Raw genomic sequence first — 25,615 nt, 5'->3', positions numbered from 1 at the left:
CTTCTGTCTTCTGTCTTCTGTCTTCTGTCTTCTGTCTTCTGTCTTCTGTCTTCTGTCTTCTGTCTTCTGTCTTCTGGCGCTTTATTGGCTTTCCCGTAAATTTTTTGCGCTGAACCTTTTCAATTTCTGTTGTCTCAATCAATATAGACAAGCCCGCAGGGTGAGTATTGAGGTGTGCAGGAGATGATGAAACGAATTCTGGCTGCGGTGACGTTGGCGTTGTCCGCATCATGCAGCTACGCGGCAGAAGAGCCGATCACCGTACAGGGAATGTATGTGTGGGGGGAAGGGGTGGAAACTTTCCAGCCATGCAATGACCCGAGCGTGTTTTGGTTAAACGGGGATGAGGCCAGTTTGCAGCCATTGCGTCAGTTGGCGGCGGAGGTGATGAAGAAAAAGCATCAGCCTTACCAGCCCATTTATGTGGTGTTGCAAGTGACGGAAGATGTGCCGCAGGGCGAGTTTGCTGAGGATTATGACGGTGTATACCGCCTGTCTAAGGTGGAATCTTTCAGCGCCCAAATTCCGAAAGGCTGTGAGCGGCAGCAAGTGTATTAAACATCACGTGAGGTGATAAAAAAGGCTTTGTGACCAAAGCGAGGTATGTGCGCTCTGTGGTCCAAAGCCTTTTTTGTTGCCTGGGGTGTTCTTGCCTAGCGTTTTAGCTTGTGTACTGAAGCGCTAGGCAAGGTGTGGATGCTGATAATCAGTGTTGCAGCCACAGGTTATAGCTGTAGAACTCGTTATCGCGGATATAGCCTTCTTTTTCATACAGGCTTTGGGCGCGGGTGTTGTCATGCGCGGTTTGCAGCATGATATAACCGGCGTCAGTTTCTTCACCCAGCGCTTTGCAGCGAGCCAGTAAGGCTTCGCCAACCCCTTGACGACGTGCGGATGGGGTCACGAACAGGTCGTATAGCCACCACACTGGTTTCATCTGCAGTGAGCAAAATGCAGGATACAGTTGGGCAAAGCCGACCGCTTCGCCAGCATCATTGACGGCATAAAAGATCACGGATTGATTAAATTGCAGACGGGCTTGCATGAATGCCAGAGCTTGTTCAGGCATTGGGTCGACTTGATAGAATTCACGATATTGTACATATAATGGCGCTACTTTCGCGGCGTCTTGTACGGCTGCCTGATAAATTTTCATGTTGCTGTGCTCCGTGGTAAAGCGTGTGGTAAAGCCCGTTGTTAAGCTCATTGTGAAGCTTACAGTGAAGTGGGCTAGCCCCAAAAAGGTTGCCAATCAATCTGTGAAACCCACCAATCCCAGCCGCGCTGCCATGCTTGCTGATACTCTTGTGCGCCAGGCAAGGAGTTACATCCTTGCGGATAGGCAAGACCACGCGCGCCCCAGCGGAACAGTTCATCATTGCGGCAGATGCCGGTGAGTGCTTGATTAAACCCTTTTTGGTATTCAGTGAAACTGATTGGAGCGGTGTGTCTTTGGCACAGCGTTTCAAGATCTTGCGCGGTACGTGCAGCCCGACCGGATAGGGCATCGCGTTGTCCGATGAGCTCGGCATTGCCCGCTCGGCATTGTTCGGCCATATAGCGGTTGGTACAACCCGTCAGCGTAAGAATCAGTAAGCCAAGCCAGACCAGATGTCGCATACTTTGCTCCTCAATATGCTGTGGCAACATAGCAAAAAAAACCGGTCAGGAGACCGGCTTTTAACATTATGTAACGCTAAACCACACTCGGTTATAAAAAGGTCTCTACTAGTAAGAAGCCTACTGTACAGGCGGTAATTACGCCAATCAGTCCCGGAATAATAAAGCTGTGATTGATAATGAATTTCCCGATGCGGGTGGTACCGGAGCGGTCAAAGCCGATGCAAGCCAGATCACTTGGGTAGGTTGGCAGCACGAAGTAACCGTAACAGGCCGGGAAGAAGGCCACGATCATTTTCGGGTCCACACCCAGCGCCAGACCCATAGGGGCGATGGCGGTCAGCGCAGCGGCTTGGCTGTTTACCAGTTTGGATACGAGGAACAGCACCAGTGCGTAGGTCCACGGGTGGGCGACTACGACATCAGCCAGCACGTCTTTCAATTGCACCATGTGCGCTTGGAAGAAGGTGTCACTCATCCAAGCAACCCCGAACACAGAGAAAATCGCGACCATACCGGCTTTGAAGACTGCGCCGTTGGCAATTTCACCCGGTTTGACTTTACACACCATCAGCATGATGGCACCGGCAATCAGCATCATCATCTGGATCGCCAAGTTCATTGACAGCATCTTGGTTTTGCCGTTTTCCAGCACAAACTCAGGACGCAGGCCATCAAACGCACCCAGTAACACCACCACGGCAATGGCGGCGAAGAAAATACCGGTCGCCCAGTAAGCTTCTTTCGGGAATGTTTGGTTCAGCAGAGTTTCGGTGCTGCCATAGATAAATTCACGCTGCTTGGGATCTTGCAGTTTGGCTTGGAATTCAGGGTCTTTATCCAGATCCTTACCGCGGCGCAGGCTCCACAGTGCGGCGACCATCACACCACACAAAGAGGCCGGTACGGAGATAGCCAGCAGGGTCAGCATGCCGATAGGCTCACCAATGCCTTGCTTGGCGGCCAGAATCGAGAGCAGAGAAACCACGGCTACTGACACAGGAGAGGCACAAATCGCCATCTGTGAGGCGACAGATGCTACCGCCATTGGACGCTCAGGACGGATATTCTTTTTCAGCGCGATGTCAGAGATGATAGGGAACATGGTGTACACCACGTGGCCGGTACCGCACAGGAAAGTCAGTGTCCAAGTGGTGAGCGGAGCCAAAATGGTGATGTATTGTGGATGACGGCGCAGCAGGCGCTCGGCGTATTGCATCAAGACGTTCAGGCCGCCGGCGGTTTGCAGTACGGAAGCACAGCCAATAACCGCCAAAATGGTCAGCATAACGCTCACTGGCGGCTCGCCCGGCATCAGGCCGAAGACGAAAGATAAAATAAACAGGCCAATACCACTGATTAAGCCCAGTCCCATACCGCCAAAGCGGGTACCAACTAATAAGCACAGCAGTACGACTATAAACTGCAAAGCAATCATAAAACCAATCCCTGTTGAGTAATTAACTAGAGTGAATTAATAGGTACACAAAAAGAAAATATCTGCACGGGGATATCATCGTCTATTTCATCGGACAAATCTGAGGAAATGATCACCGAACTAGAATGCGCATTAAATAATCTGCCGTTTTATTGATCTGAGTAAATAAAATCCCCATTCGTGACACCTATTGCGTCTTTTGTCAGGGAAATAGACATGCTTTACCGATGGTGAGTGAAATGACGATAAATAAGGTGTGCTGAGAATCGTTAATGATAGGGCGGAATAAATCGGGCTATTAGCTAATAGTAAGAAACTCATAGAAAGAGCCGATAATAAAAGAGAGTCTAAACGTTATCGTGAATACTTGTCGTAATATGGCTGTTATTACATTGCTAATAAAGCGTAGATAATAAGAGTGGAATAATTGTTGGTGCGCGCAAATAATAGTCAATGTGTTATGTTTTCTTGCTATTGCCATCGTATCCTTTCGTTAAAATGACAACAGCCGCAATGGCGGCTGTTGTGGGGGCAATTTTTTTATCTGTAATGTTACTGATAGAGCGGATTAGCTGTTTTGCTCGGCCACAATCGCTTTGTCGCAGCGACGGATCTTCAAGAAGAACAGCACCGTTACCGCCACGGTCGCGCCCAGACCAATCACGGTCGAGATATCCATCGGCAGGTTAAATCCGATCTTGGCATTGGCCAGATAGGTAAAACATACGGCGGTCATGAACATGGCCGGAACCGTGGCGACCCAGTGGAATTTACCGTGACGCAGCAAGTAAGCGGCGGCGGTCCACAGCATCATCATTGCGGTAGTCTGGTTTGCCCAACCGAAGTAACGCCAAATCACATCGAAATCGGTTTTGGTGATCATGTAACCCAGCACGAACATCGGCAGAGCAATCAGCATCCGCTTACTGATGGCTTTTTGTGGCATCTTCAGGAAGTCAGCAATGATCAGACGTGCAGAGCGGAATGCGGTATCACCGGAGGTAATCGGCAGGATCACCACACCCAGCACAGCCAGTGCACCACCAACCATCCCGAGCAGCGAGGTAGACACTTCGTGTACCACTTTTGCCGGGCCACCGCTGGCCAGCGTGGCATTTAAGGCGTCGCTGCTTTCGTAGAAGCTCAGACCCAGCGTACACCAGATCAGGGCAATCACACCCTCACCGATCATCGCACCGTAGAAAATAAAGCGGCCATGCTTTTCATTTTGCATGCAGCGCGCCATCAGTGGTGATTGGGTAGCGTGGAAGCCGGATACAGCGCCACAGGCGATAGTGATGAACAGCAGCGGCCACAATGGCAGCTCGGTTGGATGCATGTTGGTGAACACGTCCATTCCCGCACTGTAGAACGGCTTGTCGCTGATCATCAAACCAATCAGCAGACCGGCCGACATAAACAGCAGCAGGGCGCCGAAAATAGGGTACAGGCGGCCAATGATCTTATCCACCGGCACGACCGTGGCCAGAATGTAGTAGCCAAAAATGATGGCAATCCACATTGGCACGCTCCAACTGGTCAAATCCCCAAGCAGGCTGGCAGGGCTCAGTACAAACACCACGCCGACCAGCAGCAGCAGGATGATGGAAAACGCATTCATGAAGTGCTTGGCAACAGTACCCAGATGATTACCCACCACCGTTGGTACCGATGCGCCGTTGGCGCGTACGCTCAGCATCCCAGAGAAGTAATCATGCACCGCTCCGGCGAAGATGCAGCCAAACACAATCCACAACATGGCGACTGGACCATACAGCGCGCCTAGAATCGGGCCAAAGATAGGGCCGACGCCGGCAATATTCAGCAGCTGAACCAACCACACTTTGGCATTGGACATAGGGACATAATCGACACCATCTTGCATCGCCAGTGCAGGCGTTTGACGCTCTGGACGAGGATTAAAGATCTTCTCGATTATGGCACCGTAAATAAAATAACCGGCAATCAAAATGCCGACGCACAACAGAAACCAAATCATACCTGACTCACTCTTTTTGTTATGGTGAATGTACTGAAGGGGAATGTACAAAGAGGTAGCTATACTCTACGCAATATCGAGTTGAATAGGTCGGCTTTTACGCTGAGAGGTTATATTGGCGATTAAGCGGTAATTATATTCGTTAAGTGGTTTTGGCGTGGGATAAGAGGTGGGCGATTGTGAAATAGTGTTTTAAACATCAAGGTGAGCGAATAAATATAATTATGAGATGGTTCACATTTTTATATTGTTTGCATTTGATGTTGAGATTGAACCTAATATCAGAAAAAACGTAGCGGCATTAAAATAACATGCCGCGAATGTGAGTTTTATCACAGAGAAACAGTTACGGAATATTCAGATAATCTTTCACTGCGCGTAAATAACGGCGACTGACAGGCACTTTATGTCCACTACGGGTCACAATATCGACCTGCGCCGCATCGGTAAATTGCAGCTCGCAGATTTGCTCAGGATTGACCAGATATTGGCGATGGCAGCGCAGCAGTGGGGTTTTTTCTTCCAATACCTTGAGTGACAGTGGGGTATAGCCGCTTTGTTGATGCGCCACCACTTGCACTCCGCTCAGATCGGTATGTGCGAACTCCACCTCTTCCAGATGTAAAAAGAAGATGCGCTGGTGGCCCTGACAGGGAATTTGGCGCAGAGGCGGTGTGGGCTCAGGTAAGACGAGCGGCTGCGGCGCGCTGGCCTGATACAGGCGCTGCAAGGTTTTTTGTAGCCTCGCCGGATCAATCGGCTTGAGCAAGTAATCGAAGGCTTGCTCTTCAAAGGCCTGCAAGGCGTAGTCATCGAAGGCGGTGACAAACACGATGTGCGGCATGCGGTTTTTATCCAGCATGCTGACCATTTCCAGCCCGCTGATCCGCGGCATCTGGATATCCAGAAACACAATATCGGGCTGATGTTGGTTGATGGCGCTCATCGCCTCGACCGCATTGGCGCATTCGGCCACAATGTGCAGTTGAGCTTGTTCTGCCAGCAGCTCGCGCAATTCGGCGCGCGCGAGTGGCTCGTCGTCGACAATCATTACGCTGAGCATACGCATTCCTCGGTTTCTTCGGCGCGGGGTAAATGTAAAGTGACGCAGGTGCGACGCTCCGGCTCGCAGTCGGTGCTGACGCCGTAAGCCTCGCCATAGCGCGCTTTAATGCGCTTATCCACCAAGCTCATGCCGAGGCCATCACTGCGCTTATCGGCGCAAAACAGCCCTGCATTGTCCTCTACCGTCAAAAACAGGCTATGCTCCGTTTGGCGCGCGCTGATCCGAATATGTCCGGTTTCCAGTGAGTGTGCGGTACCGTGCTTGATGGCATTTTCCACAATCGGCTGCAGGATAAACGCCGGAACGCGGCAGTGATGCAACGCGCTCGGAATATCCATTTCTACCTGCAGGCGATCGGCAAAACGTGCCAGCTCAATTTGCAGGTAGGCCGTGACATGCTCGATTTCGTCATGCAGGCTGACATCGCCACTGACACGTTTGAGATTTTTACGGAAAAACGTCGACAGATATTGTACCAAGTCCCGCGCCTGCTGCGGGTTGCGCCGGATCACGGCGGCAATCGTGTTCAGCGCATTAAACAGAAAATGCGGGTTCACTTGTGCATGCAGCAACTTGATTTCGGTTTGTGCCAGCATCTGTTTTTGCTGCTGCAACCGTCCCGCCAGTAACTGATTCGACAATAGACGCGCGATCCCTTCCCCCAATGTGCGGTTGATGGAGGAGAACAGCTTTCGTTTCGGCTCATACAGCTTGATGGTGCCGATCACCTGTTCATCTTCACCGCGTAGCGGGATCACCAACGATGAGCCTAAGCGGCAGTCGGCGGCAATCGAGCAGCGATACGGATGCTCGTTACCGTCAGCGTACACCACCACATTGTCGGCAATCGCCTGCATGGTGTGTGGTGAGGTGATCGGGGTGCCTGGGCGATGATGATCGTCGCCAATGCCGATAAAGCCGAGCAGGACTTCGCGGTCGGTAATCGCCACCGCGCCCACATCAATTTCTTCGTAAATGGTCTGGGCAATTTGTTGGCTGGTATGTTGGTTAAGCCCTTGCAGCAGCACGCCCACGGTACGTTCAGCAATGCGTAGCGCCTTGGCAGAAAAGGCGATGGAGTATTTTTCAAACATGGCTTTGCGATCGAGGATGATGCGCATAAACATGGCCGCGCCGGTGGAGTTGGCAATCACCATCGGCAGTGCGATGTGTTGCACCAAGCGTTCGGCATCAGCATAGGGTTTGGCCACTAGCAAAATCACCGCCATCTGCACAATTTCGGCCAGCAAGGTGATGGCGAAGACCACTAGGGTGTTAAACAGCAAATCGCCGTGGCCACGGCGCACCAGATAGCGATGTGCCAGTCCGCCCAGTAATCCTTCTAAAGTGGTGGAGATGGCGCAGGCCAGATCGGTAAAACCGCCCAAGCTGTAGCGATGTAAACCGCCCGTCAGGCCAACGGCTAATCCCACCACCGGCCCGCCAAGCAAGCCGCCGAGTACCGCGCCGATAGCGCGGGTATTGGCAATCGCATCTTGAATTTGCAAACCAAAATAGGTGCCCAGAATACAAAAGCCGGAAAACATCACATAACAGATGATCTTGTGTGGCAGGCGGACAGAAACCTGCATCAGTGGCGTGAACAGCGGGGTGCGACTTAATAGGTAAGCGATCACCAGATAAACGCACATCTGCTGCAACAGCAATGAGACCAACTCGATATGATTAATTTCCATGCCCAATCCCGCCGATTATCCGGTCGTCTATTCTACCGGATTATTTACTTTACAGCGGGTAATGTTTTCTTTACGAAAATGGCTTGAAAAGTTTACGCCAGTTGATATTGTGAGCTGACGCAGGATTGAACAACCTCCTGCTGCTCTGTTGCAAACACCCACAGGTTGTCACTGAGAACCACTGAACCACATGGTCAGAGCGTAGTGACCGTGACCCCAAAAACGTTAAACCAAAGGATGAAGCCGTCATGCACAAAGATGCGTTAAATAATGTTCACATCAGCGCCGAACAGGTGATGGTGACCCCCGATGAACTGAAGGCGAAATTGCCAATCAGTGAACGTGCGTTGAATCAGATTGCGGCCTCGCGTCGTACCATTGCCGATATTATTCACCGCCGCGATCCGCGCTTACTGGTGGTGTGCGGCCCATGCTCGATTCACGACCCTGAAGCGGCTATCGATTATGCTCGTCGTCTGAAAGCGCTTTCCAACCAGCTGAGTGACCAGTTGTATATTGTCATGCGTGTCTATTTTGAAAAGCCGCGCACCACAGTTGGTTGGAAAGGGCTTATTAACGACCCGTATATGGACGGCTCTTTTGATGTGGAAGCCGGTCTGCATATCGCTCGCTCCCTGCTGATCAATTTGGCGGAGATGGAGATCCCGCTGGCGACCGAAGCGCTCGATCCGATCAGTCCGCAATACATCGGCGATCTGTTTAGCTGGTCGGCGATCGGCGCGCGCACCACTGAATCGCAAACGCACCGCGAGATGGCCTCGGGCTTATCCATGCCGGTGGGGTTTAAAAACGGCACCGATGGCAGCCTAAGCACCGCGATTAATGCCATGAAAGCGGCCGCCATGTCGCATCGTTTCATGGGCATTAATCAGGCCGGTCAGGTGGCGCTGTTGCAAACCCAAGGCAACCCTGATGGTCATGTGATCTTGCGCGGCGGCCACCGCCCGAACTATTCGGCGGCTGATGTGGCGGAATGTCAGGCTCAAATGGCAAAGGCAGGACTGACCGGTGCGCTGATGGTAGACTGTAGCCACGGCAATTCCGAAAAAGATTTCCGTCGTCAAGGTCAGGTATTGGATGCGGTGGTCAGCCAAATTCAGGCCGGTAACCGCTCCATTATCGGGGTGATGCTGGAAAGTAACCTGCATGAGGGAAACCAGTCGGCAGAGCAGCCGCGTGAGCAGATGCGCTATGGCGTGTCGGTTACCGATGCCTGCATCAACTGGGAGGAAACGGAACAAGTATTGTGCCGGATTCACAAAGAGTTAGCGCCGCACCTGAATGCGCGTCAGGCGGCGGCATAAAGCCCAACAAGAGGAAACACCATGGTGGCAGAACTGGCACAACTGCGCGATCAAATCGATGCTGTAGATCAGGAGATGCTGGGCTTGTTAGCCCGGCGTCTGGAGCTGGTAAAACAGGTGGGCGAAGTGAAAAGTCGCTGCGGCCTGCCAATTTATGTTCCGGAGCGCGAAGCCAGCATGCTGACTGCGCGGCGTGCGGAAGCGCAGCGTCTGGGCGTGCCGCCGGATCTGATTGAAGATATTCTGCGCCGCGTGATGCGCGAGTCTTACTCCAGTGAAAATGACAGCGGTTTTAAGACCGTGCATCCTGCGCTGCGACCGATTGTGGTGATAGGTGGTCGTGGGCAACTGGGTCAGCTGTTCTGCCAGTTATTTACGTTGTCTGGCTATCAGGTTCGGGTGCTAGAAAAAGAGGATTGGGCTGACTCCGACCATTTGCTGGCAGATGCGGGCATGGTGGTGGTGAGCGTGCCTATCTGTTTGACCGAAGAGGTGATTGGTCGGCTGCGTCAGTTGCCGGAAGATTGCATCTTGGCGGATTTGACCTCGGTGAAACAGCAACCGCTGCAAGCGATGTTGGAAATTCACCGTGGGCCGGTGGTGGGTTTGCACCCGATGTTTGGGCCGGATGTGTCGAGTCTGGCCAAGCAAGTGGTAGTGGCCTGTGATGGCCGCGAGCCAGAAGCTTATGCTTGGCTGCTGGAGCAGATCAAAATCTGGGGTGCGCGGGTACACCGTTTGCCAGCGGCGCAGCATGACCAAGCGATGACGCTGATTCAGGCGTTACGCCACTTTGCGACTTTTGCCTATGGCTCGCATCTGGCGCAGGAAAATGCTGACCTAGAGCAGCTGTTGGCGCTGTCATCGCCGATTTACCGTTTGGAATTGGCGATGGTTGGGCGACTGTTTGCCCAAGATCCGCAGCTGTATGCCGACATTATTCTGGCTCAGCCGCAGAATCTGGCGATGATCCGACGCTTCCATCAACGCTTTGGTGAGGCGATTAGCTTGCTGGAGCACCACGACAAATCGGCCTTTATGCAGCGTTTTGCCGAGGTAGCTCAATGGTTTGGTGAGTATGCCGAGCAGTTTCAGGCCGAAAGCCGCGTTTTGCTGCGCCAAGCCAATGACTCGTTGGTGCATCGTGCTTAATTGTCCAAAAATCCGTGAGCCAGAATAGTCGGTTGAACTCCGCACATTTGCTAATCATGCGATAACCACGAGAGCACAAGATAAAAAAAACGGCGCACTGCGCCGCTTTTTTTATTGCCGTTGATGGCATGTTAGCGCAGCGTTTGCATCAGCTCCCCGAAGGCCAGAGCATCCAGAGCGGCAGTAGAGTCGGTTTCAGCGGTGATTGACGCATCTCCCGGCAACGCCAGCGGCAGCAGTACGCCGTGCGCGCCAGCACTGCGCGCGGCTTGTACCAAGGCGGGTAATAAGCAGGCATCGCTGGCAAATACGCTCGGTGCTACTACGACCGGCATGTCTGCCTGTTGGCATAGCTGCGCGGTGGTGACCAGATCCCAACACGGTGCACTTTCTGTGGTGCGCTGGCTCCCCGTTTCACACAAAATCACTTGCTGATTGCCTTGGCTGCGCACGGTATTGGCCGCCGCGAGCAAGGCGGCGTTATCCATGTCTGGCGCGCGACTGAGCATCACCGGACATGGCGTTTTACCGGCAGCATGTAGCAGCGCGGTGTTGTGCATCGCCTGAGGTGGGATGTACAACAAATCAGCTTTGGCGGCCAGCGTGGTCAGGTGCGTGGTGGTGGTCACTGGCAGCAGCAACGGTAACTGATAGCGACGGCTAATATCGCGCAGCAAATCGGTCAGTGCTTGTTGCGCGCCACTGTTTGCCTGTGCCTCTTCGGCCAAGGTCAACGGTAAGCTGAACAGGGCGCCGCCAAATTGTTTAACGGTGGCAGCGCTTTGCAGCAGCGCCTCACGGCTTGCGCCCTGCGTCGGGCCGGCAAATACCCGAAACGGCTGTTGACCACCGAGAGTGACAGCGCCAATGCGGACATTACGGCAGGGCGCTGCGTCAAGATCGTGCGTATCCTCGGTGGCAGTGGCGCGCACGCCGCGCTCAATACCATGCCCTAAGATAGGCTGCGCACTCAGATGCATTGCTTCGCGCGAGTGCGGAATATGCGCTTCTGGCGGTACCTCGGTTGGGATCACGGTTTCCGATGGGTAGCAGCCCAGCACTTTGACATAACGGGTCTGGCGGCTTAACAGGCGCAGCGCCGATTGCATGCGCGCTTCGCTAAGATTGCCTTCCACATCCAGATAAAACATCTCTTCCCACGGGCGACCGTTGATCGGGCGTGATTCGAGCTTACTCATGTTGATGCCGTGATCGCGCAAAATCAGCAGTGCTTCTACCAGTGAGCCCGCATGCTGAGCGGTGGACATGATTAAGGTGGTCTTGGCGCTCACTTGTGCCGCCACTTCCACCGGCTCGCGGGCGACCACAATAAAGCGGCTGATGTTTTCCTGCTGATTGGCGATATTGCCTTGCAGAGCGTGCAGGCCGTATAGCTCACCGCCTTCGGCATTGCTGATTGCCGCCACGTGCGGTGATTGCAATTGCGCCACTTTTTGCATCGCGTGCGAAGAGCTTTCACAGAACTCCAGTTGCACCTGACCCAGCGTTGCCAAGAACTGACTGCATTGTTGCAGCGGTTGCGGGTGGCTATAGACGGTGTGGATTTGATCGGCGCTGGTTTCCTGCGCGACCAATAAACAATGCTCAATCGGGTGGGTCAGCTCACCAACAATCGACAACTGGGTGTGCTGCAGCAGATCGTACACGTCATTAATCGAGCCGGAGCTGGTGTTCTCAATCGGCAGCACGCCGTAATCGGCTTGGCCTTGTTCAACTTGTTTGAGAATTTCATCAAAGGTGCGGCAACTGATCTCCACCAAACGGCCAGTGTGGCGCGTGGCGTATTTACGCGCCGCCAGATGGGAGTAGGAGCCGCGCATGCCGAGAAAGGCGATTTTATGCTGTTGGGTTTGCGCGGGATTGAGCTGTTGTTGCAGGTAGGCTTGCTGGGTTAACACCGAATCTTCAATGATGGTGTGGTAAATCTGGGTGACATAATGCGGGTCTAGCTGTAGCTCATGGGCCTGCTGGATCAGTGCGCTGAGTAAAATCTGCTCGCGTTCGGTATCGCGCAGCGCAGTCAGGCTCTTTTCTTTGCTGCGGGCCACATCCAGTGCTAGTTGGCGGCGCTCGGCCAGCAGTTTGAGCAGCGAGCGGTCCAACTGGCTGATGTGCTGGCGGATTTGGGTTAAGTCCTGACTCATGGTGTACATCCTTGCTGTGCGTGAAACGGGTAAAAAAAAGCCCCCCGAGGTGGGAGGCTGCTTTGTTCGTCTTGGTTTTCTTTTGCGCGTAACGAAGCGGCCTCCTAGTGTGGGCGGCTAAAAAAGCTGAAAAAGAAAACCATGAAAAACAAAGGCATAAAAAATCTCACTGGCGATAAGAAACAGGCAATGGAACGTGTGAACTGGTTTTAAAGTAGCCAGAAGGGCGTGTGCTTGTCAACGGATTTATCGGTGCCGCGAGCGCGGGCGGGAAAGTGGACGCGGTAGGCTGCGAGCCAGATAACGAAAAACGCACCCTTACGGGTGCGCTCTCCTGAAATTTGACCAGATAACCACTATGACTGAATCATTTATCGACAATGTCGTTTGTCATGTTATCGGTTATAACGTGGTTTCAGCATCGTCCTCTTCAGCAATTTTTTCAGCCAGTTCTTCTTCCTGCAGACGGTTTGCTTCTTTCACGCTCTGCATTGAACGGCGCGATTCGCCTTTGTGTTGCAGCTTGTTCAGCTGACGTTCCAGTTTCAGCAGCATCTCATTAATGGCTGCATACATATCATGGTGTTCGGCGCTGGCAACCAGCTGACCATTGGCAATGCCGATATTAGCTTCGGCGACAAATTCACCTTTTGGCGTTTTCCCCAAGATCACGTGTGGTTTAATCAGCGGAGTTTGCCATTTTTCCAGTTTGGTCAGACGGTCTTCGACATGTTCGCGGATAGCCGGAGTGATGTCCATTTGTTTGCTAGTAATGTTAACTTTCATAGGCTTACCTCTTGTCTATCCCGCCATTGGGCTTAACTTCAGAATACTTAAGATGGATAAATAAAGTGTGATTTGGATCACATTATTTTGCTAATGAACATTCTGTTAAACAAAGTGTGAGTTGGTTAAGTAAAATTGATACGGTGGGCTTGCTGTTCCGAGAGTACTGGGGCAGGATGAGAGAGTTAAAGCGCAAGAAACGGGATGGCTTTTGTCTTTTTTCGTTTTAAAAACAGCGTCTTGAGTAAATGTTAAACAAGTGGCCATTCCCTACCAAGATTCCCTTCTGTTGTTTTGCTGGTTCTGTTCCCTTTTACATCACTCTTAGCTGACCGTTGAGCGGCAAAAGTTGTCTCGAACTGTTGCTGGTAGACTCTAACTGCCTATATTTGCTGGTGTTGGCGCGAGCAAAACGCCGCGGTGACGATAAAAAAACGATCAGAAAACGTATTTGGGATAAAAAGACAATAAAAAAACGCGCCCCGAGGGACGCGTTCGTATTGTTTATTTCAATGCGCCGTTGTCAGTGCGGGGCTAATTCGGTACTGAGACCTACACTACACTGACGTTCGAGCGTGGATTAGGCGCTCACAGGGTTGGCGGCAATCAGTTTCGCCACTTTGGCCGCTTCAGCGGTCAGGCCCAGTTGCTGATAGGCATTTTCCATCAGCGGCAGGGCTTCACGGGCGGCTTGGGTGTCTGGATAATCACGCAGCATCTGCTCAACCCGATTAATCACCGCGACATACGCGCCACGTTTGGTATAGTACTCGGCCACGGACAGCTCATGCTTGGCCAGACGGTTTTTCAAGAATACCAGACGGGCATGGGCATCAGCGGCATACTGGCTATCAGGATAACGCTGGATCAGCATGGTGAAGTCACGGTACGCCTGACGGGCGTGATCGGGGCTACGATCAGAGCGATCGATACCGAAAATGCCGTGCAACAGGTTGTTATCATAGGCCATATCAGTCAGACCGCGCATATACAGCACGTAGTCCGCCTGAGGCGAAGTTGGGTTCAGACGCAGGAAACGGTCGATGGAAGCCATCGCCAAGGCCAGATCGGCTGACTTATAATAAGCGTAGATGAGATCAAGCTGTACCTGCTGGGAATACGGACCGAACGGATAGCGGTTGTCCAGCGCTTCCAGTTGGGTGATGGCCTCGCGGAAGTTACCGTCTTGCAGTTTTGCCTGTGCGTTGGCATAGAGTTCGGACGGCGGCACATCCGGTACGGTTTCCTTGGTGTTGGAGCATCCTGCTAACGTGACGGCAAGAGCAGCTGATACCATCAGGGCTGTAATACGCTTCATGACGTTCTCGATCATCCTCAAGTGGCTTGCGGGAGTCTTTTGGTTAAGATCCCAGCAAAGAAAATGTACAATTGCCGGCTATTCTAAACGGCATGCCGTTAAAACCCAACGTTAATACACTCAACGTTAATAAAGAAGTTGCGACATGGCACAACAAATTGAACTTACTGCGACAGTGGCTTACGAGCAACTCGGGCAACGCTTAGACCAAGCTCTGGCTGAGTTGTTCCCAGATTACTCCCGCTCGCGCATCAAAACCTGGATTCAGGATGGCTGCGTACGGGTCGATGGCACTGTCGTCGATCGCCCGCGGGAAAAGGTCCTCGGCGGTGAGCAGATCGCGGTCACGACCGTTATCGAAGAGCAGGAACGCTGGGTAGCTCAGGATATCGCACTGGATATCGTTTATGAAGATGAACATATTCTGGTGATTAACAAGCCGCGCGATCTGGTGGTCCATCCGGGCGCCGGTAATGCGGACGGCACTATTTTGAACGCCTTGCTGCACTACTGCCCATCGATTAGCGATGTGCCGCGAGCCGGGATCGTGCACCGTCTGGATAAAGACACCACCGGTTTGATGGTGGTGGCGAAAACCGTTCCGGCGCAAACCCACTTGGTGGAAGCGCTGCAGCGCCGTGAAATCACCCGTGAATACGAGGCGATTGCCATTGGCATCATGACCAAAGGCGGTACCGTGGATGAGCCGATTGCGCGCCATCCAAGTAAGCGTACTCACATGGCGGTGCACCCAATGGGTAAACCGGCGGTTACGCACTATCGGATCATGGAGCGTTTCCGCGCCCATACCCGTTTGCGTCTGCGTCTGGAGTCGGGGCGTACGCACCAGATCCGTGTCCACATGGCGTATATCAGCCATCCACTGATTGGCGACCCGTTGTACGGTGGCCGTCCACGTCCGCCAAAAGGCGCGTCGGAAGAGTTTATGCAGGTACTGCGTCGCTTTGATCGTCAGGCTCTGCACGCCACCATGCTGCGTCTGGTGCACCCGATCACCGGTGAGCAAATGGAGTGGCATGCGCCGATTCCACAGGATATGGTAGAGCTGGTGGAAGCGCTGCGTGCCGATACGCTGGCGCACAAAGACGAGATGGATGACTGATGAACTGGATTGAGCCGGACTGGCCAGCGCCCGCCAAGGTGCGTGCGCTGAGTACCACCCGTGACGGGGGGATGAGTGAAGGTCCGTATGCCAGCCTGAATTTAGGTTCGCATGTGGGTGATTCACTGAGCGCTGTCGATCAGAACCGTGCGTTGCTGCGTAACGCTGCGCGCTTGCCGCATGAGCCGGTCTGGATGGATCAGGTTCACGGTACACGTGTGCTGACCCTGCCGCTGGCTGACGGTGAAAGTAAACAAGCCGATGCGGCGTTCACCGCTACCGCCGGTCAAGTCTGTACCGTGATGACCGCCGATTGCTTGCCGGTGCTGTTTTGCAGCACCGATGGCAGCCAAGTCGCGGCAGCCCATGCCGGTTGGCGCGGTCTGTGTGACGGGGTGCTGGAAAAAACCGTGGCCCGTTTTGGCGTCGCGCCAGCGCGCTTGATGGCGTGGATGGGCCCCGCGATTGGTCCACAGGTGTTTGAAGTGGGTGAAGAGGTGCGTGAGCGCTTTATCCAGTTCAATCCCGCAGCCGCTATGGCGTTTCAGCCGCATGGCGATCGCTACTTAGCCAACCTGTACCTGCTGGCGCGTCAGCGCTTGCTGGCGGCGGGAGTTGGCGCGATTTATGGTGGTGATTATTGCACCTATAGCGATCCTGAGCGTTTCTTCTCGTTCCGTCGGGAGTCAGAAACCGGTCGTCAGGCCAGCTTGATCTGGATTGAAGAGTAATTGCTGGTTGCTGGTTTCCCTTGATTTTCTTGGGTGAACGTTTCCAGTGAGGAACGCGCTGAGGGCAAAGTCCTTGGTGAAAAATCCCTAGGGAAGATAAGGGAAGATAAGGGAAGATAAGGGAAGATAGAGGAAAGCTCAAACAAGAAAAAGGCACGCTGCGGCGTGCCTTTTTTATTGGCCGAAACGGAGAGATCGGCACTTATGTAACAGAAGCTATCTTTAACAAGAACATGGTTAACAAAAACCATGTCATCGCAATGGGTTAATACCCGTATTTCGGCACGGACTAAATCCGTACTGCGGCTATTCTTTATCGTGCGCGTGTTTGTGGTGCTCACGAGATGGCATTTTATGGTCGTGATGTTTCACATGGTGGTGACGCTCATCGCTGTGGGATGCGCCTTCACGGTGTTTAACGGGGTGTTTGTGTCCTTCCGGATCGCCACCATGCTGAGTATGTGGATGGCTCTCTTCATGTTCGCGCTCTGGGTGGTGATCTTTGTCGTGCACATGTTCACCGGCAGGCTCACCGTAGCGCGCCCGCATGCTTTCATGCACGTGTTCGGCAGTGTGCTGAGTTGTCAGTTCGCGAGTGTGTGGCTCTTTACCGTGGCCTTGATGCGCCGCTGGTTCGCTGTGGCAGCAGCCTGATTTATGTTCTGACATATGAATCTCCTTAGTAACCCCGCGATCTGGGCGATCTAGCCGTACGGTGACGGGGAGGCAACAAAATAGATTAAGTACATCACCTCTTTTACGCCTTCAGCCACGAAAGCTCTATGCTTAAACGTTGAATAAAAACAACAAGATGTAACAGAAACTCCCAGAAGGAGAATCACTGTTTTTTTTACAAATTGCGGCAGGGTGTAATAGAAAAAACCATGACAGGCAGTACAGTGCGGAGTGAAATTTAATGAGACTGATTGTATAAGGCGAGTAAAACATTTTAGGTGTGATACTTGAAAAGAGCCGAACAGTCCTTATCTCTTGTTATGAGAGTAAGTATTTGCATACAACAACCTGACTGGAGGTGTTATGCGTCTGGATCGTCTTACAAGTAAATTTCAGGTTGCGCTGTCGGAAGCGCAATCGCTGGCGCTCGGACGCGATCATCAGTACATCGAACCGGTTCATTTAATGCTGGCATTATTGAATCAGGAAGGGGGTACTGTTCGACCGCTGCTGACGAGTGCCGGTATTGATGTGGCTGCTGTGCGCGCCGAGCTAAATCAGGAGCTGGATCGAATTCCGAAAGTCGAAGGGATCGGGGGCGATGTCCAACTGTCTCAAGATACCGTGCGTCTGCTGAACCTGTGTGACAAAATTGCGCAAAAGCGCAATGACAAATTTATCTCTTCTGAGCTGTTCGTTCTGGCAGCAGCAGAAGAGCGCGGCAAACTCGGTGAGTTGCTGCGCAAACAAGGTGCGACCTTAAATAAACTGAATGCGGCGGTCGATCAGATGCGCGGTGGTGAAAATGTGAATGATGCTAACGCCGAAGAATCGCGTCAGGCATTGAAGAAATTCACCATCGATCTGACCGAGCGTGCTGAGCAAGGCAAATTGGATCCGGTGATTGGCCGTGACGAAGAGATCCGCCGTACCATCCAAGTCTTGCAGCGTCGGACCAAAAATAACCCGGTATTGATTGGTGAGCCTGGGGTGGGTAAAACCGCCATTGTTGAAGGCTTGGCGCAGCGGATTATTAACGGTGAAGTGCCCGAAGGCTTGCGACACAAGCGGGTACTGTCACTGGATATGGGCGCGCTGATTGCCGGTGCTAAATATCGCGGTGAATTTGAAGAGCGTCTGAAAGGTGTGCTGAATGAGCTGGCTAAAGAAGAAGGCAGCGTCATTCTGTTTATCGATGAGCTGCATACCATGGTCGGCGCCGGTAAAGGCGATGGCGCGATGGATGCGGGCAACATGCTCAAACCGGCACTGGCGCGCGGTGATTTGCACTGTGTGGGGGCCACCACGCTGGATGAATATCGCCAATACATTGAGAAAGACCCAGCATTAGAGCGTCGTTTCCAGAAAGTGTATGTGGCGCCGCCAAGTGTTGAAGATACCATCGCCATTTTGCGTGGTCTGAAAGAGCGGTATGAGCTGCACCACCACGTGCAGATCACCGACCCAGCGATTGTGGCGGCGGCAACCTTGTCGCACCGTTACATTGCCGACCGTCAGTTGCCCGATAAAGCGATTGACCTGATTGACGAAGCGGCGTCCAGCATCCGGATGCAGATTGACTCGAAACCAGAGCCACTGGATCGCTTAGACCGCCGGATTATTCAGCTGAAACTTGAGCAGCAAGCGCTGCAAAAAGAGTCGGACGAAGCAAGCCGTAAGCGTCTGACCATGCTGAACGAAGAGCTGGAAGCCAAAGAGCGCGAATACGCCGAGCTGGACGAAGTTTGGAAGGCAGAAAAAGCGGCGCTGTCCGGTACTCAGCACATTAAAGCCGAGTTAGAGCAAGCGCGTACTCATCTGGAGCAAGCACGTCGTGCCGGTGATTTGGCCCGGATGTCTGAGCTGCAGTACGGTAAAATTCCGGCCTTGGAAAAAGAGCTGGAAAACGCCAGTCAGACCGATACGCACGATCTGCAATTGCTGCGTAACAAGGTGACCGATACTGAGATTGCCGAAGTGCTGTCGAAAGCCACCGGTATTCCGGTTGCGCGGATGCTGGAAGGTGAGCGCGATAAGTTACTGCGTATGGAGCAAGAGCTGCATAAACGCGTGATTGGTCAGAACGAAGCGGTGGAAGCGGTATCGAATGCAATTCGCCGTAGCCGTGCCGGTTTGGCTGACCCAAATCGTCCGATTGGTTCGTTCTTGTTCTTAGGCCCAACTGGGGTGGGGAAAACCGAGCTGTGTAAGGCACTGGCTAACTTCATGTTCGACAGCGATGATGCCATGGTGCGTCTGGATATGTCTGAGTTCATGGAAAAACATGCGGTGTCTCGTCTGGTCGGGGCGCCTCCAGGTTATGTGGGCTATGAAGAGGGCGGTTACCTGACCGAAGCGGTACGTCGTCGTCCATACTCTGTCATCCTGCTGGATGAAGTGGAGAAAGCGCATCCGGATGTGTTCAACATCTTGCTGCAAGTGCTGGATGATGGTCGTCTGACCGATGGTCAAGGGCGTACGGTTGATTTCCGTAATACCGTGGTGATCATGACCTCCAACCTGGGCTCTGATTTGATTCAGGAGCAGTTTGGTACGCTGGATTACGGTGAAATGAAAGAGTTGGTGATGAGCGTAGTGAGCCGTCACTTCCGTCCGGAATTTATCAACCGGATCGACGAAACCGTGGTGTTCCATCCACTGGGCAGCGATCAGATCAAGTCGATTGCAGCTATCCAGTTGCAACGCCTGTACAAACGCTTGGAAGAGCGTGGTTATCAGGTGCACATGAGCGAAGCGGCGCTGGAGCACATCTCCAAAGCCGGTTACGACCCGATTTTCGGTGCGCGTCCGCTCAAACGTGCTCTGCAACAGGAAGTGGAAAACCCACTGGCGCAGCAAATTCTGTCTGGCGCTCTGTTACCGGGCAAACCGGTCGAGCTGGAGATGGAAGACGGCAAGATTGTTGCTCGTCAGTAACAGCAATCCGTTGCGAAACGTACAGAAAACAGGTGACTTCGGTCACCTGTTTTTTTATGTCGGTTAGCATGCTGTTGGCGGAGTACGCAGCATAAATCGCTATGTTTGACCTTTCTGGCGTCGAGAATAACGGATTTTTTGCGCCGTATAGCGCCCTCAGAGTACACTACGGTGTACGAATCTGATTATTGCCGTACGGGAGGCTGTATGCACTGTCCTTTTTGTTCCGCCGTGGACACCAAGGTGATCGACTCACGTCTGGTGGCGGATGGAACACAGGTTCGCCGTCGCCGTCAGTGTCTGGAATGCAATGAGCGTTTTACGACCTTCGAAGTTGCCGAATTGGTGATGCCGCGGGTGATCAAGAGCAATGATATCCGCGAGCCGTTTAACGAAGATAAGCTGCGTAATGGCATGCTGCGGGCGTTGGAAAAGCGTCCAGTGAGTGCCGATGATGTGGAAAAGGCGATCAGCCATATTAAGAGCCGTTTGCGGGCAACCGGTGAGCGGGAAGTGCCGGCTAAGCTGGTGGGCAATCTGGTGATGGATGCGCTCAAACAGTTGGATAAAGTGGCTTATATCCGCTTTGCCTCGGTGTATCGCAGTTTTGAAGATATCCGTGAGTTTGGCGAGGAAATCGCACGCTTGCAGGATTGAGTGTTACGTGGCGCAAGGGGGCGAGCTCCCTTGTGCCCACTTGCTGGATTGCCGAGGGGCGGCATGCTCTCTTGTCTCTTGTCTCTTGTCTTTTTGTCCTCTCGAACGCCTTTATTTTTATGCATTAATTATGCAATTTGGATTAGACTAATCTAGTCTAGATAACCACTCTTTACAGTGATTGTTTCGCATTAAATTAATTTAAAAACAATGCGTTGTGTTTTTATGTGAACAGGTTATTTACGCATGGTGCAGGGCGTAATGTCTGACAAAATCATGCGTTAATTTGAAAAAACAATCATCATACAGTATTCTATACAGCACTTGGACCTGAGATTCGGCGGTATCCACCCCCTCTGAATAAGAGCGGATACGGCCTTTCGTGACCGCAATGGCTCGAAACAGGTTCATCGCTCGTAACGCCATAACTCCAAATGGGGTGTGTGCTCTGCAATGCCATTCCGGTTTCTTTTGGCGTGTTCGCCAGATCCGGTATTTCTGGTAATGCCGGTACCCGCAGTACTGCTGCATTCGCAAAAAGCCTGTGATGTTTTGTTCCTCCGCGTGGGAGGTGTCTGACCGTTTGGCCGGTTAAGGGCTGCCGTTTATCTATGGCAACTCGATGGCTGCTAGCTGCATGCGTATCCGTTACGAATAAATTTGCTGTACGTTTTACGGTACAAAAAAGAGGTAGGATCTTAATGCGATTAAGAGGGAAGAAGGTAAAACCACTACAAATTCAAGATATTACTATTATTGATGACGCTAAACTGAAAAAAGCCATTACTGCCGCCGCTCTGGGTAACGCCATGGAGTGGTTCGATTTCGGGGTCTATGGGTTTGTGGCGTATGCCCTTGGGCAGATCTTTTTTCCTGGCGCGACACCTGGGGTGCAGGTGATTGCCGCGCTGGCGACATTTTCAGTACCGTTTCTGGTACGCCCGCTGGGCGGGATCTTCTTTGGTGCGCTGGGCGATAAATATGGTCGACAGAAAATTTTGGCCATCACCATCATTATCATGGCGATCAGCACCTTTTGTATTGGGCTGATCCCGTCGTATGACAGTATCGGGATTTGGGCGCCGATTTTATTGCTGCTGGCTAAGCTGGCGCAGGGTTTTTCGGTCGGCGGAGAGTACTCCGGTGCGGCTATTTTTGTGGCGGAATATTCGCCAGATAAAAAACGCGGCTTTATGGGCAGTTGGCTGGATTTTGGCTCGATTGCTGGCTTTGTGCTGGGCGCGGGTGTTGTGGTGGTGCTCTCATCGGTATTGGGTGAGCAGCGCTTTATGGCGTGGGGCTGGCGACTGCCGTTTTTCCTGGCATTACCGCTCGGGGTCATTGGCCTGTATTTGCGCCATGCGTTAGAAGAAACGCCTGCGTTTCAAAAGCACAGTGAGAATTTGCAACAACACAGTGCTGCCGACGCGCCGCAGCCGGTGTCATTTGCAGAGATTGCCCGTGGCCATTGGCGCAGTTTGCTCAGCTGTGTGGGTCTGGTGATTGCCACCAATGTCACCTACTACATGCTGCTGACCTACATGCCAAGTTATCTGTCGCATAACCTACATTACCCTGAAGATCACGGGATCTTGATTATCATTGTGGTGATGCTGGGGATGCTGTTTGTGCAGCCGGTAATTGGGCTTCTGAGTGACCGCTTTGGTCGACGCCCGTTTGTGATTGGCGGCAGCATTGGTTTGCTGCTGTTGGCGGTGCCTTGTTTTATGTTGATCACCAGCGGCTCACTGGTGCTGATTTTTGCCGGTTTATTGGTGTTAGCGGTGCTATTGAACGCCTTTACCGGGGTGATGGCGTCGTCCTTACCGGCGATGTTCCCGACTAAAATTCGCTATAGCGCACTGGCGATTGCGTTCAATATTTCGGTGCTGATTGCCGGTCTGACACCTACCTTGAGTGCTTGGCTGGTCGAAGTGACACAGAATTTGTATATGCCGGCGTATTACTTGATGGCCATTGCGGTGGTGGGTTTGATCACCGGTATTTTGATGAAAGAAACGGCCAATTTGCCCTTAAAAGGCGCGACACCGGCGGCGTCGGATAAAGCCGAGGCGCGCGAGTTGCTGCAAGAGCAATACGACACTATCGAGCAGAAAATTGAGGCGCTCAATGTGCAAATAGCGACCCTCGGTGCGCAGCGCCAACGCCTGATTGCGCAGCATCCTGATATCAATTGATAGAGTTCTGCGCGATGTAATGATATCTGTGCGATGAAAGATAACACGCATGCAAAAACCGGCCTTGCGCCGGTTTTTTTTCTGTCGCTCACTGCGGCGGACGAAATCGGAAGTGCTGAACGCGGTGACGCGTGATGCCAAGGATTGGATTTCTGCGCTGATGGTGCCAAACTGCAAGCAGTTAGTGGCAGTTTGATACGCTGTCGCACCAGAAAGAGTTTGGGTTGATAAGCTCAGACCGCAAGGGAAGTTGAAGCAATGAATGATGTGCAGTATATGGCGCGGGCGCTGGAGCTGGCGCGCCATGGCCGTTTTACGACGGCACCGAATCCGAATGTGGGCTGTGTGATTGTGCGTGACGGTGAGATTGTCGGTGAAGGCTATCACCAGCGCGCGGGCGAGCCGCATGCCGAGGTGCATGCGCTGCGTATGGCCGGTGACAAGGCGCGTGGTGCTACCGCCTATGTGACGCTGGAGCCATGCAGTCACCATGGCCGTACACCACCTTGTGCCGATGCACTGATTGCCGCAGGCGTGAGCCGCGTGGTGGCCGCGATGCAAGATCCCAATCCTGCCGTGGCGGGGCGCGGGTTGTATCGGTTGCAGCAAGCCGGCATTGCCGTGGAGCACGGGGTACTGCAAACCGAGGCCGAAGCGCTGAACAAGGGCTTTTTCAAGCGCATGCGCACCGGCTTTCCGTATATTCAGCTTAAACTGGCGGCATCCGCCGATGGCCGCACCGCGATGGCCTCGGGCGAGAGTCAGTGGATCACCGGCCCTGCGGCGCGTCGTGATGTGCAGGTGTTTCGCGCTCAAGCCGGCGCTATTCTGACCGGCAGTGGCACCGTGCTGGCTGATGATCCGTCACTCAATGTGCGGCATGCCGATTTGCCGGCGGATATTCAGGCCGCTTATCCGAGCTCGGCCTTGCGCCAGCCACTACGGGTGGTGGTGGATAGCCGCAATCAGGTGCGTCCTGAGCATCGCTTGGTGCATGTCGATGGAGAGGTGTGCTTGGCGCGTTTGAGCGCTGATACTCAAGATTGGCCGGAAACCGTGCGCCAGTTGACCGTACCGGCGAACCGTGAAGGGAAAGTCGACTTGGTGACCTTGATGATGCAACTGGGCCGGATGCAGATCAATCAGGTGTGGGTTGAAGGCGGCGCGCAACTGGCAGGTGCACTGTTTGCGGCGGGCTTGGTGGATGAACTGGTGTTGTATCTGGCGCCGAAATTGCTCGGTGACAGTGCGCGCGGTCTGATCGCATTGCCGGGATTAGAATCACTGGCGCAGGCACCGCAATTTCGCTTTGCCGATGTGCAGCAAGTCGGTGAGGATTTACGGCTGATAATGCTACCGCAATACTGAGTTGCACGATAATATGCCAACACTGGATTTTACCTGTCGCGGCGTGCGGGCAAGCGTGCGCCACGGCGGATCATATGGATAACCTCCTATGTTTACAGGAATTGTTGAAGCGGTGGGAACCCTTGCCGCGCTGACCCCGCAAGGGGCCGATGTGCGGGTAACGGTCAACAGTGGCAAACTGGATCTGAGTGATGTGCGCTTAGGCGACAGTATCGCCACCAATGGTGTGTGCCTGACCGTGGTCGCGCTAACAGCGCAAGGCTATCAGGCAGACTTATCGCTGGAGACCTTGCAGCGCAGTGCGTTTGCCGATTACCGCGCTGGCCAAGCGCTGAATCTGGAAAAAGCCCTGACTCTCAATACCCGTTTGGGTGGACATCTGGTCAGCGGCCATGTCGATGGCGTGGCGCAAGTGCTGCGTCGGCAAGATTTAGGGCGCGCCATTGAGTTTTGGCTGCGTGCGCCGGCAGAGCTGGCGCGTTATCTGTCGGAGAAAGGCTCGGTAACGCTAGATGGCATCAGCTTGACCATCAATGCGGTAGACGGCGCCGATTTCAAGATAACCTTGGTGCCACACACCCAACAGGAAACTACCACGCTGAACTGGCAAACCGGCAGTAAGATTAATCTCGAAGTGGACTTACTGGCCCGTTATTTAGAGCGTCTGCTGCTCGGTGAACGTGCGGCGGAGTCGTCAGCGGCCAACAGCGGTGGGGTGAGTATGGATTTACTGGCCCGCAGTGGTTTTCTGCGCTGAAGCGCAGCATTGCCCCGTTTTTACAGATAAAATAAAACGAATCTGTCGAGAGTGACCGAGCAAGCTCTGCACACTTGATAATACTGTGATAGAATCCGGCGCCTTATCGTCAGCCGGAATGAGCAACAGGAAGGATCATGAAGGTAATTGAAGGCTCTGTAGCCGCCCCGCAAGCACGTGTTGCCGTAGTTGTTGCACGTTTTAACAGCTTCATTAACGAAAGCCTGCTGGATGGTGCTCTGGATGCACTGAAGCGCATCGGTCAGGTTGCTGATGACAATATCACGTTGGTACGTGCACCGGGTGCATACGAGTTACCGCTGATTGCCCGTCGTCTGGCTAAAACCGGTAACTATGATGCGATTATCGCTCTGGGTACTGTGATCCGCGGTGGCACGGCACACTTTGAATATGTGGCCGGTGAGTGCAGCAAAGGTCTGGCTCAGGTCATGATGGAATCGGATATTCCGGTTGCCTTCGGCGTGCTGACGACTGAAACCATTGAACAAGCCATTGATCGTGCCGGTACTAAAGCCGGTAACAAGGGTGCAGAAGCTGCTCTGACTGCGCTGGAAATGGTTAACGTATTGAATGCAATTTGAG

Annotated in this window: 20 protein-coding genes, 2 pseudogenes and 1 other annotated feature; of the genes and pseudogenes, 11 read left to right on the top strand and 11 right to left on the bottom strand. The window is 53.0% G+C overall.

Annotated elements, in window-relative coordinates:
- Positions 1-183 precede the first annotated feature (183 nt).
- Positions 184-558 (top strand): hypothetical protein, encoded by a 375-nt coding sequence (locus tag L975_RS00815; RefSeq protein WP_139800043.1) that lies wholly within the window; start codon positions 184-186, stop codon positions 556-558.
- Between the two features lie 148 nt (positions 559-706).
- Here L975_RS00815 and L975_RS00810 read toward each other — a convergent pair whose 3' ends face one another.
- From L975_RS00810 to L975_RS00785, 6 genes are all read right to left on the bottom strand, one after another.
- A complete protein-coding gene (locus L975_RS00810) occupies positions 707-1,156 on the bottom strand; it encodes an N-acetyltransferase (RefSeq protein ID WP_039045500.1) in 450 nt (149 codons plus the stop codon).
- A 74-nt stretch (positions 1,157-1,230) separates the two neighbouring features.
- The gene (locus L975_RS00805; protein ID WP_010864334.1) at positions 1,231-1,620 is read right to left on the bottom strand and encodes a DUF2799 domain-containing protein; all 390 of its coding nucleotides are present in this window, start codon (positions 1,618-1,620) and stop codon (positions 1,231-1,233) included.
- 91 nt (positions 1,621-1,711) lie between these two features.
- On the bottom strand, positions 1,712-3,058 hold the full coding sequence (locus L975_RS00800) for an anaerobic C4-dicarboxylate transporter (RefSeq protein ID WP_010864333.1): 1,347 nt from the start codon (positions 3,056-3,058) through the stop codon (positions 1,712-1,714).
- A 568-nt stretch (positions 3,059-3,626) separates the two neighbouring features.
- Positions 3,627-5,057, bottom strand: a complete 1,431-nt coding sequence (locus tag L975_RS00795; protein ID WP_010864332.1) for a carbon starvation protein A — start codon at positions 5,055-5,057, stop codon at positions 3,627-3,629.
- A 346-nt stretch (positions 5,058-5,403) separates the two neighbouring features.
- Complete coding sequence (gene btsR, locus L975_RS00790) at positions 5,404-6,120, bottom strand: two-component system response regulator BtsR (protein WP_010864331.1); 717 nt, start codon at positions 6,118-6,120, stop codon at positions 5,404-5,406.
- Positions 6,108-7,820: a sensor histidine kinase gene (locus L975_RS00785; RefSeq protein ID WP_047706666.1), complete on the bottom strand. Its 1,713-nt coding sequence runs from the start codon at positions 7,818-7,820 to the stop codon at positions 6,108-6,110. The genes btsR and L975_RS00785 overlap by 13 nt, the downstream gene beginning before the upstream one ends.
- Before the next feature lie 248 nt (positions 7,821-8,068).
- Here L975_RS00785 and L975_RS00780 point away from each other — a divergent pair, with 248 nt between their 5' ends.
- Both L975_RS00780 and tyrA read left to right on the top strand, forming a co-directional pair.
- The gene (locus L975_RS00780; RefSeq protein ID WP_039045505.1) at positions 8,069-9,145 is read left to right on the top strand and encodes a 3-deoxy-7-phosphoheptulonate synthase; all 1,077 of its coding nucleotides are present in this window, start codon (positions 8,069-8,071) and stop codon (positions 9,143-9,145) included.
- A gap of 21 nt (positions 9,146-9,166) precedes the next feature.
- Positions 9,167-10,297, top strand: coding sequence for a bifunctional chorismate mutase/prephenate dehydrogenase (gene tyrA, locus L975_RS00775; RefSeq protein WP_047706664.1), 1,131 nt, complete (start codon positions 9,167-9,169; stop codon positions 10,295-10,297).
- Positions 10,298-10,428: 131 nt separating this feature from the next.
- On the opposite strand, the pseudogene L975_RS18510 reads toward tyrA, so the two are convergent.
- The 4 genes and pseudogenes from L975_RS18510 to bamD all read right to left on the bottom strand — a co-directional run.
- Positions 10,429-11,148: pseudogene (locus L975_RS18510) on the bottom strand (hypothetical protein); the annotation flags it as partial.
- A gap of 174 nt (positions 11,149-11,322) precedes the next feature.
- Positions 11,323-12,462 (bottom strand): annotated as a pseudogene (gene pheA, locus L975_RS18505) (prephenate dehydratase); the annotation flags it as partial.
- Positions 12,463-12,492: 30 nt separating this feature from the next.
- Positions 12,493-12,627 (bottom strand) — a sequence feature (Phe leader region).
- Positions 12,628-12,864: 237 nt separating this feature from the next.
- A complete protein-coding gene (gene raiA, locus L975_RS00765) occupies positions 12,865-13,248 on the bottom strand; it encodes a ribosome-associated translation inhibitor RaiA (protein WP_010864326.1) in 384 nt (127 codons plus the stop codon).
- Positions 13,249-13,828: 580 nt separating this feature from the next.
- Positions 13,829-14,566 (bottom strand): outer membrane protein assembly factor BamD, encoded by a 738-nt coding sequence (gene bamD / locus L975_RS00760; RefSeq protein ID WP_010864325.1) that lies wholly within the window; start codon positions 14,564-14,566, stop codon positions 13,829-13,831.
- A 145-nt stretch (positions 14,567-14,711) separates the two neighbouring features.
- Here bamD and rluD point away from each other — a divergent pair, with 145 nt between their 5' ends.
- Positions 14,712-15,689, top strand: a complete 978-nt coding sequence (gene rluD, locus L975_RS00755; RefSeq protein WP_010864324.1) for a 23S rRNA pseudouridine(1911/1915/1917) synthase RluD — start codon at positions 14,712-14,714, stop codon at positions 15,687-15,689.
- Positions 15,689-16,420 carry a purine nucleoside phosphorylase YfiH gene (gene yfiH, locus L975_RS00750; RefSeq protein ID WP_047706661.1) on the top strand — a complete coding sequence of 244 codons (732 nt, stop codon included), beginning with the start codon at positions 15,689-15,691 and terminating at the stop codon, positions 16,418-16,420. Before rluD ends, yfiH begins: the two co-directional genes overlap by 1 nt.
- Before the next feature lie 306 nt (positions 16,421-16,726).
- Here yfiH and L975_RS00745 read toward each other — a convergent pair whose 3' ends face one another.
- Positions 16,727-17,089 carry a hypothetical protein gene (locus L975_RS00745; protein WP_010864322.1) on the bottom strand — a complete coding sequence of 121 codons (363 nt, stop codon included), beginning with the start codon at positions 17,087-17,089 and terminating at the stop codon, positions 16,727-16,729.
- Positions 17,090-17,458: 369 nt separating this feature from the next.
- Between L975_RS00745 and clpB the strand changes: the two genes are divergently transcribed.
- The 6 genes from clpB (at position 17,459) to ribE (ending at position 25,614) form a co-directional block, all read left to right on the top strand.
- Entirely contained in the window at positions 17,459-20,032 is a 2,574-nt protein-coding gene (gene clpB / locus L975_RS00740) for an ATP-dependent chaperone ClpB (RefSeq protein WP_010864321.1), read from the top strand.
- Between the two features lie 207 nt (positions 20,033-20,239).
- A complete protein-coding gene (nrdR, locus tag L975_RS00735; RefSeq protein ID WP_010864320.1) occupies positions 20,240-20,689 on the top strand; it encodes a transcriptional regulator NrdR in 450 nt (149 codons plus the stop codon).
- A gap of 701 nt (positions 20,690-21,390) precedes the next feature.
- The gene (gene proP / locus L975_RS00730) at positions 21,391-22,887 is read left to right on the top strand and encodes a glycine betaine/L-proline transporter ProP (RefSeq protein ID WP_010864319.1); all 1,497 of its coding nucleotides are present in this window, start codon (positions 21,391-21,393) and stop codon (positions 22,885-22,887) included.
- A 258-nt stretch (positions 22,888-23,145) separates the two neighbouring features.
- A complete protein-coding gene (ribD, locus tag L975_RS00725; RefSeq protein ID WP_047706659.1) occupies positions 23,146-24,255 on the top strand; it encodes a bifunctional diaminohydroxyphosphoribosylaminopyrimidine deaminase/5-amino-6-(5-phosphoribosylamino)uracil reductase RibD in 1,110 nt (369 codons plus the stop codon).
- Positions 24,256-24,343: 88 nt separating this feature from the next.
- Positions 24,344-25,012, top strand: coding sequence for a riboflavin synthase (locus tag L975_RS00720; protein WP_010864317.1), 669 nt, complete (start codon positions 24,344-24,346; stop codon positions 25,010-25,012).
- Positions 25,013-25,149: 137 nt separating this feature from the next.
- The gene (ribE, locus tag L975_RS00715; RefSeq protein ID WP_010864316.1) at positions 25,150-25,614 is read left to right on the top strand and encodes a 6,7-dimethyl-8-ribityllumazine synthase; all 465 of its coding nucleotides are present in this window, start codon (positions 25,150-25,152) and stop codon (positions 25,612-25,614) included.
- Position 25,615: the final 1 nt, after the last annotated feature.

Source organism: Plesiomonas sp. ZOR0011 (assembly GCF_000800945.1).
In the GTDB taxonomy this organism is placed as follows: Bacteria; Pseudomonadota; Gammaproteobacteria; order Enterobacterales; family CAMTGL01; genus Plesiomonas; species Plesiomonas shigelloides.
The sequence above is the reverse complement of the archived record's forward strand: the minus strand, read 5'-3'. Positions and strand labels throughout refer to the sequence as shown.

What these genes read in the sequence shown, in the direction of transcription:
- L975_RS00795 (WP_010864332.1), bottom strand. Translation starts at nt 5,057, where the DNA reads ATGATTTGGTTTCTGTTGTGCGTCGGCATTTTGATTGCCGGTTATTTT.
- ribD (WP_047706659.1), top strand. Translation starts at nt 23,146, where the DNA reads ATGAATGATGTGCAGTATATGGCGCGGGCGCTGGAGCTGGCGCGCCAT.
- proP (WP_010864319.1), top strand. Translation starts at nt 21,391, where the DNA reads ATGCGATTAAGAGGGAAGAAGGTAAAACCACTACAAATTCAAGATATT.
- L975_RS00720 (WP_010864317.1), top strand. Translation starts at nt 24,344, where the DNA reads ATGTTTACAGGAATTGTTGAAGCGGTGGGAACCCTTGCCGCGCTGACC.
- ribE (WP_010864316.1), top strand. Translation starts at nt 25,150, where the DNA reads ATGAAGGTAATTGAAGGCTCTGTAGCCGCCCCGCAAGCACGTGTTGCC.
- L975_RS00800 (WP_010864333.1), bottom strand. Translation starts at nt 3,058, where the DNA reads ATGATTGCTTTGCAGTTTATAGTCGTACTGCTGTGCTTATTAGTTGGT.
- nrdR (WP_010864320.1), top strand. Translation starts at nt 20,240, where the DNA reads ATGCACTGTCCTTTTTGTTCCGCCGTGGACACCAAGGTGATCGACTCA.
- L975_RS00780 (WP_039045505.1), top strand. Translation starts at nt 8,069, where the DNA reads ATGCACAAAGATGCGTTAAATAATGTTCACATCAGCGCCGAACAGGTG.
- clpB (WP_010864321.1), top strand. Translation starts at nt 17,459, where the DNA reads ATGCGTCTGGATCGTCTTACAAGTAAATTTCAGGTTGCGCTGTCGGAA.
- raiA (WP_010864326.1), bottom strand. Translation starts at nt 13,248, where the DNA reads ATGAAAGTTAACATTACTAGCAAACAAATGGACATCACTCCGGCTATC.
- L975_RS00745 (WP_010864322.1), bottom strand. Translation starts at nt 17,089, where the DNA reads ATGTCAGAACATAAATCAGGCTGCTGCCACAGCGAACCAGCGGCGCAT.
- L975_RS00805 (WP_010864334.1), bottom strand. Translation starts at nt 1,620, where the DNA reads ATGCGACATCTGGTCTGGCTTGGCTTACTGATTCTTACGCTGACGGGT.
- bamD (WP_010864325.1), bottom strand. Translation starts at nt 14,566, where the DNA reads ATGAAGCGTATTACAGCCCTGATGGTATCAGCTGCTCTTGCCGTCACG.
- yfiH (WP_047706661.1), top strand. Translation starts at nt 15,689, where the DNA reads ATGAACTGGATTGAGCCGGACTGGCCAGCGCCCGCCAAGGTGCGTGCG.
- L975_RS00785 (WP_047706666.1), bottom strand. Translation starts at nt 7,820, where the DNA reads ATGGAAATTAATCATATCGAGTTGGTCTCATTGCTGTTGCAGCAGATG.
- L975_RS00810 (WP_039045500.1), bottom strand. Translation starts at nt 1,156, where the DNA reads ATGAAAATTTATCAGGCAGCCGTACAAGACGCCGCGAAAGTAGCGCCA.
- rluD (WP_010864324.1), top strand. Translation starts at nt 14,712, where the DNA reads ATGGCACAACAAATTGAACTTACTGCGACAGTGGCTTACGAGCAACTC.
- btsR (WP_010864331.1), bottom strand. Translation starts at nt 6,120, where the DNA reads ATGCTCAGCGTAATGATTGTCGACGACGAGCCACTCGCGCGCGCCGAA.
- L975_RS00815 (WP_139800043.1), top strand. Translation starts at nt 184, where the DNA reads ATGATGAAACGAATTCTGGCTGCGGTGACGTTGGCGTTGTCCGCATCA.
- tyrA (WP_047706664.1), top strand. Translation starts at nt 9,167, where the DNA reads ATGGTGGCAGAACTGGCACAACTGCGCGATCAAATCGATGCTGTAGAT.